The organism is Anaerococcus sp. AGMB09787, from assembly GCF_022808955.1.
Classification (GTDB): Bacteria; Bacillota; Clostridia; order Tissierellales; family Peptoniphilaceae; genus Anaerococcus.
The window spans coordinates 35,438-49,303 of the sequence record NZ_JAKZEY010000012.1 but is presented as its reverse complement, the minus strand read 5'-3'; the positions used below and the strand labels follow the sequence as shown (position 1 = coordinate 49,303).

General features: G+C 36.2%; 9 protein-coding genes. All 9 read right to left on the bottom strand.

The features are described 5' to 3' along the window. Positions 1–6 precede the first annotated feature (6 nt). Positions 7–489, bottom strand: coding sequence for a pantetheine-phosphate adenylyltransferase (gene coaD / locus MUN42_RS03740; protein WP_243343041.1), 483 nt, complete (start codon positions 487–489; stop codon positions 7–9). Then, positions 467–1,030 (bottom strand): 16S rRNA (guanine(966)-N(2))-methyltransferase RsmD, encoded by a 564-nt coding sequence (gene rsmD / locus MUN42_RS03735; RefSeq protein WP_243343040.1) that lies wholly within the window; start codon positions 1,028–1,030, stop codon positions 467–469. The genes coaD and rsmD overlap by 23 nt, the downstream gene beginning before the upstream one ends. Next, positions 1,030–3,018: an ATP-dependent DNA helicase RecG gene (locus tag MUN42_RS03730; RefSeq protein WP_243343038.1), complete on the bottom strand. Its 1,989-nt coding sequence runs from the start codon at positions 3,016–3,018 to the stop codon at positions 1,030–1,032. Before MUN42_RS03730 ends, rsmD begins: the two co-directional genes overlap by 1 nt. Further along, positions 3,018–4,595 (bottom strand): DAK2 domain-containing protein, encoded by a 1,578-nt coding sequence (locus tag MUN42_RS03725; RefSeq protein WP_243343037.1) that lies wholly within the window; start codon positions 4,593–4,595, stop codon positions 3,018–3,020. The genes MUN42_RS03730 and MUN42_RS03725 overlap by 1 nt, the downstream gene beginning before the upstream one ends. An 8-nt stretch (positions 4,596–4,603) precedes the next feature. Further along, positions 4,604–4,957: an Asp23/Gls24 family envelope stress response protein gene (locus MUN42_RS03720; protein ID WP_243343036.1), complete on the bottom strand. Its 354-nt coding sequence runs from the start codon at positions 4,955–4,957 to the stop codon at positions 4,604–4,606. Between the two features lie 486 nt (positions 4,958–5,443). Then, positions 5,444–8,971 carry a pyruvate:ferredoxin (flavodoxin) oxidoreductase gene (gene nifJ / locus MUN42_RS03715; RefSeq protein WP_243343035.1) on the bottom strand — a complete coding sequence of 1,176 codons (3,528 nt, stop codon included), beginning with the start codon at positions 8,969–8,971 and terminating at the stop codon, positions 5,444–5,446. A gap of 209 nt (positions 8,972–9,180) precedes the next feature. Continuing rightward, positions 9,181–10,173 carry an HPr(Ser) kinase/phosphatase gene (gene hprK / locus MUN42_RS03710; protein ID WP_243343034.1) on the bottom strand — a complete coding sequence of 331 codons (993 nt, stop codon included), beginning with the start codon at positions 10,171–10,173 and terminating at the stop codon, positions 9,181–9,183. Positions 10,174–10,175: 2 nt separating this feature from the next. Continuing rightward, positions 10,176–12,026, bottom strand: coding sequence for an excinuclease ABC subunit UvrC (uvrC, locus tag MUN42_RS03705; RefSeq protein WP_279323794.1), 1,851 nt, complete (start codon positions 12,024–12,026; stop codon positions 10,176–10,178). Then, positions 12,023–13,792, bottom strand: coding sequence for an aminopeptidase P family protein (locus tag MUN42_RS03700; RefSeq protein ID WP_243343033.1), 1,770 nt, complete (start codon positions 13,790–13,792; stop codon positions 12,023–12,025). The genes uvrC and MUN42_RS03700 overlap by 4 nt, the downstream gene beginning before the upstream one ends. Positions 13,793–13,866 lie beyond the last annotated feature (74 nt).

The window sequence follows — 13,866 nt, the reverse complement described above, 5'->3', positions numbered from 1 at the left end:
AACCCCCTATTTATAAAAATTTTCTTCAATTTTTTTCTTAACATTGCTACTTACAAATGTAGACACATCCCCTTTAAATCGTATAACTTCCCTTACCCCACTCGAGCTAATAAAGGAGTATTTAGGATTGGACAAAAGAAAAATAGTTTCAAGACCTTCATAAAGCTCGGCATTAAACATGGCTATATTTTTCTCATACTCATAGTCAGTTACTTGCCTTAGGCCCCTAGCTATTAGCTTGACATCCTCTTTTTTGGCAAAGTTAACAAGTAGTCCATCAAAAGATTTTATACTTACATTTGTTAGATTTTCTGCTTCAATTTCTTCTTTTATAATCTCTTCCCTCTCTTCTAAGGTAAAGAGAGAATTTTTATTGTCATTTATTAATACAGCTACGATTACCTCATCATACATCTTGGCCAATCTTTTTATAAGATCTATGTGACCTAGAGTAAGAGGGTCGAAGCTACCTGGATATATTATCTTCATTTCTAATATAAAACTTAATTATTTTCCTTCCATAAGACTTTTCTTTTATCAAACTTAGGTCCAGTTCATGGGAAAAATCTATATCTCTGTCTGATTCAGTTATTATTATACCATTTAAAGCAAGTAATTCATTAGCTATAATTAAATTAAGGCTATCTTCTAGATAATTTGTATCGTAGGGTGGATCTAAGAAGATGTAATCAAACTTAAGCCCATCTTCTTTGTAGGTAGATAAGGCCTTCTTGAAGTCCATCTTACTTACCTTAGCATTAGCAGCCTTTATCTTCTCTAAATTTTCCTTGAGGATCCTAAAGGTGGACAAATTTTTTTCATTAAAATAAACCTCGTAGGCTCCCCTAGATAAAAATTCTATCCCCATCTGTCCTGTTCCAGCAAATAAATCTAGACCCACAAAGTCAACCTTGAAGGGATAGAGCATATCAAAGACTGCTTCCTTTACCTTGTTATCCGTAGGCCTAGAGTCCTTGGACTTAGGTGATAATAAGTTGAATCCCTTGTATTTTCCTGCAATAACTCTCATTAATTTAAAATTATCCTCTTATCTTCCTTAAAAAATTCTTTTATAAATGATAGGTCGCAGTCTTTGTAGTCATTTTCTCTTAGGTAAGAAAATATTTCAAAGCTCTTGTCAATCTCAGCCTGGTCCATATTGAGATATTCGATATCTGATAGGTTCTTACCATGTTGGAGGAGGGATAAGATCTTGCCCCCACCACGCATTTCAAAGTCCTTCTTGGATATTTCAAAGCCATCGGTATTTTCTTCTAGGACCTTGAGTTTGCCATCTGGCCTATCTTTTTCATTAACCAGGAAGCAGTAGGACTTATAGTTGCCCCTGCCAACTCTTCCCCTTAGCTGGTGGAGGGTAGAAAGACCAAAATTATTAGGATTATAGATAACCATAATATTAGCATTTGCGACATCTATCCCTACTTCTATAACAGTAGTCGCTACCAATATATCAAACTTTCCCATAGCAAAATTCTTTAGGACTTGGTCTTTTTCACTTGATTTCAATTTCCCATGAAGGATACCCACCCTAAAGGCTTTGAAGGCTTTTTTATACAACTTATACAAATTTATAAGAGAATTTTTATCATCGCTATCTATGTTATTTGTAACAACATAGACTTGTCTTTTATTTTTTATATTTTCTTCTATAAAATCAAATAAAATATCTTGGCTACCTGTACCTACTAGCTTAGTTTCTATAGGTTTTCTTCCCTTAGGGACTTCATCTATCACAGACATATCCAAGATATTGGATATTTTTAGGTATAGGGTTCTAGGAATCGGGGTCGCAGTCATTGTGAGGTAATTAACATCTTCACCCTTTAGGGCTAGCATCTGCCTTTGACTTACCCCAAACCTATGTTGTTCATCATTTACCACAAATTTCAAATTTTTGAAGCTAACATCTTCTTGAATTATGGCATGGGTCCCTATCAAGATATCAATCTTCCCCTCTGCCAGGTCCTCCTTAAGGTTATCTTTATCCTTGGTAGATCCCGTTAGCAAGGCTACCTTTACGCCAAATTTATTAAAGAGTTCTAAATTTTTCTCATAGTGTTGGATGGCTAGGACTTCTGTCGGTACCATCATGGCAGCTTGGTAAGTATTCATGGCAAAAATTATCATCACAATGAGTGCAACTATGGTCTTACCTGAGCCCACATCCCCTATGAGGAGCCTATTGGCACTATAGGGAGCGACACAATCTCTAAGAATTTCTTTGAGGGACCTTAATTGAGATTTAGTTAGGTCAAAGTCAAGTTCACCCAAAATCTCTTTTAAGTGATAGGATAAGTTAAGCTTATGAGGATGCTTAGTCTTTTTCTTGATTTGATCGAGAAAGACTAGGTCCTTACATAAATCCAAGACTTTAATATTAGACTTTGCCTTTGTTAGGTTAGAAATACTGGTTGGATTATGTACTTCTTCTAGATTGGTAAGTCTTGAACACAATTCAAATTTCTGAACAATTTCCTTGGTTACAAAGTCTTCTTTTGAATCAAAATATTCTAGGGCCTCATTTATAAAAGTATGAACTTGCTTATTGGATAGTCCAGAAGTTAACCTATAAATCGAAACAATAGATCCGATCTGGTCTTCATCCATTTCGCTAAACTCTGGGTTTATCGCCTCTATTTCACCCCTATATTCCTTAATTTTTGTAAAAAACTTATAGGTCTTGCCAATTTTTAGTTTCATAGGCGTGTAACGATCGTAGAGCCATACTAGCCTAATTCTCTCATTACTTCCCTCTTCACTAGCGTAGAGGTAAGAAACGGTCATCTTTCTTAGGTTTTTGGTGTAGAGTTTAGACCTTATCGTCCATATGAAGAAGTGCTTTTTATTATCCTTTCCTTCACCAAGCCTTGTCAATTTTGACCTATCCTCATAGGACTTGGGATAGTAGTTATAAAGATCAGCTACCGAGTAGATATTTAATCTAGCTAGCTGATCTTTTTTCTTTGCTCCGATTCCCTTTAATACATCAATATCCATTATTCGAAGGTGATTGTGTAGTAATAAACTGGTTGGCCACCATAAACTACTTCTACATCTATGTCCTTATGTTTTTTACTAATCTTCTTAGCTATTTCTTTAGCCTTTCTCTTCTCAATATCTTGTCCATAATAAATTGTAACAAGTGATATTTCAGAATCTTCTAGGGCCTTATTAATTAGCTCTTCGCTAGTCTTTTCAATACTTTCTTTACTTGTTGTTATTTGACCATCCAATATGCCTATATAGTTATCCTTTTTGATCTCAATATTATTGACAGAAGTATCCCTTATAGAAATAGATACCTCTCCTACATGCATATCACTTATGGCTTCTTCCATGTTTCTTATATTACTTTGAGGATCTAGGCTTTCATCAAACTCTAGAAGGGCAGTAAATACTTGTGGGATAGCATTTGTTTCTAGGACGAAGGCATTTTTCTCACTTACTTCTGCTGCTTGCTTAGAGCTTAAAATAATATTCTTGTTGTTAGGGAAAATTATTATATTTTCGGCATTAACTTCTTCTATGGCCTTATAAATATCTTCTGTAGATGGATTCATGGTTTGCCCACCAGCTATAATCTTATCGATATTCATAGATTCCATAATTGAGTCATAGCCATCACCACGAGATACTGCTATAAAGCCGTATTTTTTGGCTGCCTTTACTTCCTTACTGGGACACTCCTTGGCGTTAGCCTTAAGATTTTCAAGGCTGATTTTTAAAATAACTCCATCAAGTAGAATCATTTGAACTGTATTTTGGTAAGAATCTGTAAGTAGGCTTGCTTCTAGGGTCTCATCTCCTAGGGTTGACTTATAGTCCTTTGATATCCTCTTCAAGTTATTATCTAACTTTTCTAGGTCAGATTTTTTACCAGCTAATTCAAATTCTATCCTATAAATAAACTTTTCATCATCTACTTCTTCAACTTTAGTAGATAAGTCTATATCCCTAGCTATGTCAGAATTTAGAGCATTTAAAGAGCCTCTTAGTAAGTAGATAAGACCTTGTCCACCTGAATCCACAACTCCTGCTTCCTTTAAAACTGGAAGTTGGTTAGGGGTATTTTCTAGGGCTTGTTGACCAGCTGCTAGGATCTCAACTAGGTACTCATCCATTTCCTTGCTATCGTCATAGGCTTCTTCTGCCTTCTCTGACATCTTGTTTGCAACTGTGAGTATAGTTCCTTCTTTTGGTTGCATAACTGCCTTGTAAGCGGTCTTTGCTGCTTGGTTAAAGATATCCTTGACATCAGCAAGCTCAATTGTAGATTTTCCCTTTACAGTTTTGGAAAGTCCCCTTACTAATTGGGATAAAATTACACCAGAATTCCCCCTGGCTCCCATTAGGGTACCTTGGCTTAAGGCCTTAGCTACTTCATCAACAGATGATAGATTGGAAGCATTAACCTTATCAAGACCAGACTTTATGGTCATTGTCATATTTGTTCCAGTATCTCCATCAGGAACTGGAAAAACATTTAATTCATTTACATGGTCTTTATTTTCATTTAGATATTCATAAGCTCCAATAATCATTTGTTGAAGCTTTGTTGCATCAATACTCTTCATTTAAACTCCTACTTTTCAATTCCTTGAACATAGATATCAACGTTAGATACACTAACTTTCAAAGATTTTTCAATATTATATTTTACATTTTCTATTAGGTTTTGTGCTACTACAGGAATACTTACTCCAAATTTCATAAATAAGGATATGCTTACATTAATGGTTCCATTGTCAAGTCTTTGTACCTTGACTCCCTTTTGTAAATTATTTATTCCTAATAGTTCATAAATGCCGTCTTTAGCAGATACACTAGCAAGACCTACAACTCCGTAGGACTCAATAACGCTCGCCACAGCAATATTGGTAATTATTGAATCATCAATCGTTACCTTGCCTAAATTATTAACATACTTAATAGTCATATTTACCTCCAGTATGAATAGTAAATCTATTTATCTTTTAGGGATATTATACCATATATTAGGCTTTTATATAGGTTAAATAAGGCTAATATTAAAAATATCCTATTGGAAAAAATAAAAAATTGCATAGTTAAATAACTTGTTTACCTTAAAGACCACCCTAAGTTATAAATCCCTATTTTATAATTATTTAAAAAAGAACAGTAACAATTCCTACAAAATTAAATTCTTTAGCTTTCTCTACAAATTTATCTTGCTAGGTTTATTCCACTAAGATATAAAAAATACTAACATATCTTTCTAAATTAAAATATCTATTAATCAGTTTCTAAGATTTTATTTATTTTATAGATGGATGGTAGATAATTTCCTATCCTAGTTTTTATTAGCCAGTAAACAAAAAAACCGGCACAAAGTTTTTCTTCATGCCGATCTCTTAATGGAAATTTATTCCTATTTATTACCCACCTTAGTAGCTTTTATTTTTTATTTTGCAGCTAATCTCTTATATGTTTCGTATCTTTCTTTAGCAGCTTTTTCTGCTTCAGCATATAGTTCGTCAGCTGTTTCAGGGAAGGATCTCTTTAGTGATGAGTATCTTACTTCACCTTGGATAAATTCTTGGAATGATTCTTTTGGTTCTTTAGAATCTAATTGGAATGGATTCTTGCCCTCTTCTGCAAGTCTTGGGTCGAATCTCCATAAGTGCCAGTAACCAGCTTCAACAGCTTGTTTTTCTCTGTATTGAGATTTGCCCATACCAATTCTAATTCCGTGGTTAATACATGGTGCATAAGCTATTACTAATGATGGTCCGTTGTAGCTCTCAGCTTCTTTTAATGCTTTAAGTGTTTGGTTTTGGTTAGCACCCATAGCTACTTGTGCACAGTATACATAACCATAAGATGTCATCATTAGTCCTAGGTCTTTCTTTCTTACTTTCTTACCACTAGCAGCAAATTGTGCTACTGCAGAAAGTGGAGTTGCCTTAGATGATTGTCCACCTGTGTTTGAGTATACTTCTGTATCAAATACTAGGATGTTGATGTCTTCACCACTTGCTAGTACGTGGTCTACACCACCAAATCCGATATCATAGCTCCAACCGTCACCACCGAAGATCCAAATTGATTTTTTGATCATGTAGTCTTTTAGGTCGAAGATGTTGTTTAGAAGTTTGTTAGCTTCTTCGCCTTCAACTTTTTCGTCTTTTAGGCTTAATATCTTAGCTGTTGCTTCTTTAGAAGCTTTTACATCATGTCTTCCTTCGATCCAAGCCTTAAATGCTTCATTGAATGGAGTATCAAGACCAAGTTCGATGAATTGGTTCATGTTTGTTTCAAGTAGAGCCATATTTGCATCAGCAGCAAGTTTCATACCATATCCGTATTCAGCTGCATCTTCAAATAGTGAGTTACCCCAAGCTGGGCCCTTGCCTTCACAGTTCTTTGTATAAGCCATAGCAGGTGCACTAGCTCCCCAGATTGATGAACAACCTGTTGCGTTAGCTACATACATTCTATCTCCGAATAATTGTGTTACTAATTTAGCGTAAGGAGTTTCACCACAACCAGCACAAGCACCTGAAAATTCAAGAAGTGGTTGTCTGAATTGACTTCCCTTTAGTGTTGTTGGATCCATAACTTCATCTTTGTATCCAACTTCTTCGTTAGCATATGTCCAGTTATCTTTTTCTGCTTCAACTTGTTCTTCGAAAGGTTTCATGATTAAAGCCTTGTTTGGAGCAGGACATACGTCAGCACAGTTTCCACATCCTGTACAGTCTAGTGGAGAAACTTGGATTCTAAATTCATATTCATCCATTCCCTTACCGATAGCTTTCTTAGTATCGAAGCCTTCTGGAGCGTTAGCTTTTTCATCAGCTGTTACTAAGAATGGTCTAATTACAGCGTGTGGACATACAAATGAACATTGGTTACATTGGATACAGTTGTCTATTTGCCATTCAGGAACTGTAAGAGCGATACCTCTCTTTTCGTATTGAGTTGTACCTGATTCAAATGATCCGTCTGTTCTATCTGCGAAAGCTGATACTGGTATATCATCTTCTTTTTGTTCTATCATTGGTTTTACAATGTTTTTAACGAAGTCTGAAGCTTTTAATTCTTCTTTAACATCATCTTCTGCATTGATCCAGCTTTCTGGTACTTCTACCTTGTGGATTGATTCAATACCATGATCCACAGCCTTGTAGTTCATGTTTACTATATCGTCACCCTTATGTCCATAAGATTTAACGATAGAATCTTTTAGGTATTTAACAGCTTCATCTATATCAATTATTTTAGCTAGTTTGAAGAAGGCTGATTGCATGATCATATTTGTTCTTGATCCAAGACCGATTTCTTGAGCAATGTGAGATGCATCAATTGTGTAGAAGTGAATCTTATGTTCAGCAATGTAACGTTTCATTTGGCCTGGAAGTCTATCTTCTAGTTCTTCATCAGTCCATGAGCAGTTTAATAGGAAAGCTCCCTCATCTTTTAGCCCCTTTAATAAATCATATTGATTTACATAAGCAGGTTTTGAGCAAGACATAAAGTCAGCTTCGTCTAGTAGGTATGTTGATTTGATTGGGTTTTTACCAAATCTTAAGTGAGACATGGTTAGACCACCTGACTTCTTAGAGTCATAGTCATAGTAACCTTGTGCATACATGTCTGTATTATCACCTATGATCTTGATAGCTTGTTTGTTAGCACCTACAGTACCGTCTGAGCCGAATCCCCAGAATTTACATCTTGTTGTTCCTTCTTGTCTGATCTTTAGGTCTGTTCTTTCAAGTGATTTGTGTGTTAGGTCATCGTTGATTGATATTGTGAAGTCATCTTTTGGTTGATCACTTGCAAGGTTTTTAAATACAGCGTCTATATCTCCAGGAACTGTATCCTTTGAAGAAAGTCCGTATCTACCACCAATTATTAGTGGTCTATCTTCTTGATCAAAATAAGCTGATTTAACATCTAGTAGTAGAGGTTCACCAACTGATCCTTTTTCTTTTGTTCTATCAAGAACAGCGATTCTCTTAACTGTCTTTGGAATAGCTTTTAGAAGGTGTTCTTTAGAGAATGGTCTATAAAGGTGAACTTCGATCATTCCGACTTTTCTGCCTTCTTTTAATAAAGCATCAATAGTTTCTTCTGCTGCTTGGCAAACAGAGCCCATAGCAACGATGATTTCTTCAGCATCGTCAGCACCATAGTAGTTAAATAGTTCGTAATGTGTGCCAATTAGCTCATTAATTTGATGCATATAGTCTTCAGTGATTCCAACTACATCTTCGTAAGCTGTGTTGCTTGCTTCCATTCTTTGGAAGAATATATTCTTTTCTGCTGTACCAACAGTTTTTGGTCTTTCTGGGTTTAGTGATTCATTTTTGAATGCTCTAACTGCATCGTAATCTACAAGTGGAGCTAGGTCTTTATAGTCCCAAACTTCAATTTTTTGTACTTCGTGGCTTGTTCTAAATCCATCGAAGAAGTTTAAGAAAGGAACTCTTCCCTTGATTGCTGATAAGTGAGCAACCGGTGATAAGTCCATAACTTCTTGAACTGAACCTGATGCTAATAGTGCAAAACCAGTTTGTCTTGCTGCCATTACGTCAGAGTGGTCTCCATATATAGATAAAGCGTGAGTTGCTAGTGTTCTTGCTGCAACGTGGAATACACCTGGTAATCTTTCTCCTGCTATTTTATACATGTTAGGGATCATTAATAATAATCCTTGGCTAGCAGTGTATGTAGTAGTTAATGCACCAGCTGATAGTGCTCCGTGAACAGCACCTGCCGCACCGGCTTCTGATTGCATTTCTTTTACTTGTACCGGTCTACCAAAAATATTTTTTCTGCCATTTGCAGCCCAAACATCTACTGCTTCAGGCATTGGTGATGAAGGTGTGATAGGATAGATTGTAGCAACATCTGTAAATGCGTATGATACGTGAGCTGCTGCTGTGTTACCATCCATGGTCTTCATTGCTCTTTTTATTGTCATCTAAGACCTCCTATAATATTTAGTAACAAATATCGTTAACACTATTCTTAGTATAAAAGTTATCTGGAAAATTGTCAAGGGTTTAGATAAATTATTTATAAAAATTTTCTGTATAAATTTATAAAAGTCCCTTCCTATGCTCTAAGTATTTTATCGAGCTAATTTATTTTCCCTCAGAAAATCGACTTTATCGATTATCAAAAAGCACTTTAAAAGTCATTGTTTATCTTTCTAAATATATTATCTGTCAAAACCTTAGCAGCATTATAGCCCATAAATTTTTCCCTTTGATTCATTGCCGCTACTTCTACTATTAGGGCAAGGTTCCTACCAGCCCTAACTGGAACAACCATGTGAGGAACTTTGATATTTAAGATTTCAATATAATGCTCATCTAGGCCAAGCCTATCATATTCATAGTCTTCCTTCCATTGTTCAAGCTCTATAACTAGGTCTATATCTGTCCTTACCTTTACAGCTCCAGATCCATAAAGTTTTCTGACATTTATAATACCTAGTCCCCTAAGTTCCATATAGTGCCTTATATTATCTGGTGAAGTTCCCGTAAGCTTGTTGTTGTATGCTATTATATCTACCATATCGTCCGCTATAAGCCTATGCCCCCTATTAATCAGGTCTAGAGCTGTTTCACTTTTACCAACAGAGGACTTACCCATAAGTAGGACTCCCATACCATATACTTCTAGGAGTTCTCCATGGACATTGGTAGTAGGAGCTAGGTGAAATTCTATCTCATTTGAGAGATCTGATATTAATCTGGTTGAGCTTTGAGGTGACCTAAGGAGAGTCACATCATAATAATCACATAGGTCGACTATATCCTGGTTAATAAACTTGTTGTAGGAAAATATAATTGCAGGAAGTTTATAGGATAAAATTCCCCTAAATCTCTCATACTGCATCCTAGAATCTAGGCTAAAGAGGTAGGTATATTCTACACTGCCTATAACCTGGATCCTATCATGAGGGAATTTCTCGAGGTATCCTGTAAGTTGTAGACCTGGTCTATTTATCTCGGCACTCCTAAGTTCGACTTGGTCAAAGTCTGATGCCTTGTGAATTATTTCTAGATCTAAACTTTCTACAATAGTCGATAGTTTTACTGTTCTATTGCGAGATCCACTCCTGACTTCCTCATCTATTTGATCACTTATATCGTCTATATTCTTGCTATCAGCCATACTTATCCTTTCAGTCTAAAGTATTTGTATATTTCTAAGGCCTGTTTTTTGCCGATTAGATCTACTTCCATAAGATCTTCTACACTGGCCTTTTTTATATTTGAAATTGTTTTAAAATGGTTTAGTAGGTTTTTCTTGGTCTTCTTGCCCACTCCCTTTATATTATCAAGCTCTGAAGTCTTGACGGTATCTTGCATAAGCTTCCTATGGTAATTTATGGCAAACCTGTGGGCTTCTTCTTGGATTTCGTAAATAAGTTTATAGACAGGATCGCGCCTATTGATAGGGATTTCTTGGTTATTGTAGATAATGGCCCTTGTCGTGTGCTTATTATCTTTAACAAGTCCTGCCACCTCTATGTCAAGTCCTACTTCCTTCAAAACCTCTAGGGCAATATTAACTTGACCCTTGCCTCCATCCATTAGTATGAGATCTGGTAAATAGCCAAAACCTGTAGTAGTATTGCCCTTAACAGCTTCTTCCTTGCCTCTTTTTAACCTCCTTGTCAGAATTTCCTTATGGGAGGCATAGTCGTTGGGTCCTTCTACGCTTTTTATCTTAAACTTCCTATATTCCTTGGGTGAAGGAATTCCATCTTCAAAGACAACCATAGACCCTACACTTTGGACTCCGGAAGTATTTGAAATATCGTAGGCCTCAATCCTGTGGATATTGTCAAGCTTCAAGATTTCAGTGAGCTGTTTTATACCAGAAGACTTTTTCCTTTCCTTTCTTTTGACCCTATTGTCATATTTAATCCTCATATCCATGGCATTTCTCATGGCCATATCAACAAGCTCTCTCTTCCTACCAAGCTTAGGCTCAATAAGACTTACCTTCCTGCCGTTTTTTTTGGTGAGGAATTTATTAATAGAATCTAGGTCAGATGGGAGGTTTTGGACAAGAATTTCCTTTGGTATATACATTATGTCCAGGTAAAATTGCTTGACAAAGGATGCCATTATATCAGCATCAGATTCTAGATAATCATTTTTTATTATAAAGTGTTCCCTATCTACAATCTTGCCAGACCTCATGAAAAACACTTGAATTATAACAGCATTTACCCCCTTAGATAATCCGATGATATCCAAGTCGTCTTCCTTGGTCTCGGAGACATTTTGCCTCTCCCTTAGAGTTGACAAGGCCCTATAGTAATCCCTGTACTTGGCTGCCATTTCAAAGTTTAAGTCCTTGCTTTCTTCATTCATTTTCTCTAGAACCCAATTTGATATCTTATCGGACTTATTTTCTAGGAAACTTTTGACATCCCCTATATGGTCCATGTAAGTCCCTTCGTCTTCCCTATCTACACAGGGTGCCTTGCATTTTTTGATAAAATAATTTAGGCAGGGTCTATCAAGTCTTACTTCCTTATCGAAGTTTAGATTACAGGTCCTAAAGGGATAGTAGAGGTGGAAGAGCTCTATGGCATCATTTACGGCATAAGCATCTGGATAAGGACCAAAGTAGTCTGACTTATCATTTACTATCCTTCTAACCTTTTGGATCCTAGGGAATTTTTCTTTTACAATTTTGATGTAGGGATATTGCTTGTCATCCCTTAGGACAATATTGTATTTCGGTCTATTTTTTTTGATTAAATTGCTTTCAAGAACTAGGGCCTCTACCTCGTTTTGAACAATGATATACTCAAAATGGTCAATATGGGAGACCATGGCTAGAACCTTGGCTCCCTTGTTTTTGCTATTATCAAAATATTGACTCACCCTATTTTTTAAATTAATGGCCTTGCCGACATATATTATTTCATCATCAGCATTTCTCATTATATAAACACCTGGCAGGTTGGGTAGTTCTTTTAATTTCTCTTTAATCTCTAATTTGGTCAAATTTCTTTACAGCTCTCTTTCAAATATTCCAAATTTTCCCCTTCTAGGTATGGAGATAATTTTTCATAAGTTTCCTTGTTGTAGTTGTTTAGCCATTCTATTTCATCCCTGGTTAACATCTCGACTTTAACTGGTCTGGTATCTATTGGCAAATAGGTCAATGTTTCAAATTGGTTGAACTTACCAAATTCATTCTCAAAGGCCCTCTTTACATAGGCTTCGTTCTCTATCCTAACTCCGTGGCTTCCTTCGATATAAAGACCTGGTTCGATTGATGTGGTCATGTTTTCAACAAATTCACACTTGTCCCCATTAGCTATTCTTTGTGGACCTTCGTGAACTGTAAGGACAAAGCCAACCCCATGACCTGTGCCATGGAAGAAGTCCTTACCGGCCTTCCATAATGGATACTTGGCAATAGCATCAAGCCTTGCCCCTGTAGTTTTATCCTTGAAACGAGCCAAGAATAGGCTTAGGAAGGATTTAAGAACTAGAGTGTAGTCTATCTTTTCGCTTTCATTAAGGTCCCCTAGGGCTATGGTTCTAGTAATATCTGTAGTACCTTCCTTGTAGTGGGCTCCTGAATCAACTAGGATCAAGCCCCTATCCCTTATAGTTTTGGAGCCTGATGCCTTTGGAGCGTAGTGAACTATAGCCGCATTTTCTTTATAGCCTGCTATTGTTTCAAAGGATTCTTCTATGAAGGTCTCCTCCTCACTTCTCATATCGTGTAGCTTCTTGCTAGCTAGAAGCTCATTAAGAGATCCGGTCTTGGCACCTACTTCTAGCCAATTGAAAAATTTAACAAGGGCAACTCCATCCTTAATGTAGGCTTTTTTGACATTTTCTATTTCTTTATCAGTCTTTATGGCCTTCATCCAAGTCGTTATATTTACTCCTTGGGAAATTTTGACATTGGAATTTATGGCATCATAGATTGATACGTTGGTTCTTTCTGGATCAAGGAAGATCCTGCTCTTGCCAGATATATTCGACAAAAGTCTATAGATTCCTTGGTAGGAATGAATCTTAACTCCCTTATCTTCTAGATAATTACGTACCTCATCAGAAAGTTTATCCTCATCTATACATAAATCTAGACTGTCTTTACCGATTAATACATAAGATAGGACAACTTGGTTGTACTCAACATCGTTACCCCTAATATTTAGTAGATAGCAGATATCTTCTGGAGCACCCAAGAAAATATAGTCATAAGCATTTTCTTCCATGACTTCCCTTATTCTAATAAGCCTATCCTCTAGGCTCTCTCCTGTGTATTCTTCTTGCATAATCCATACAGGCTCCTTTGGTAGGTCAGGTCTATCTTCCCAAATATCAGAAATATAGTCGACATCACTTACTAGTATCCTAGACCCTATATTTTCGCTTAGGTCCTTGTAACCCTTTACTGAATAAGTATTTCCATCAAAGGCAATTTTACCAAACTCAGAAACATTTTCATCCAAATATTCTAAGAGGGTAGGTACTCCTTCCACACCCATCTTCATTAGCTTGAAGCTACCTGCCTTAAGCTCCTCGCTTGCTTGCAAGAAGTATCTTGAATCAGTCCACAACAAGGCCTCATCCATAGTAATGAGGGCAGTTCCTGATGAACCTGTAAAACCAGAAATAAACTCCCTGGTCTTGTAGTAGTCTGATATATACTCACTTTGATGAGGATCAGATGTTGGAACAATATAGGCATCGATGTTCCTGTCCTTCATCAATTTTCTTAGTTTCTCTATTCTATCATTTATAATCATAATTATCTCCTTATAAATAAAAGTAAAGTCCTTGATACTATTATACTAATTATAATTAATTTACATACTTTTTT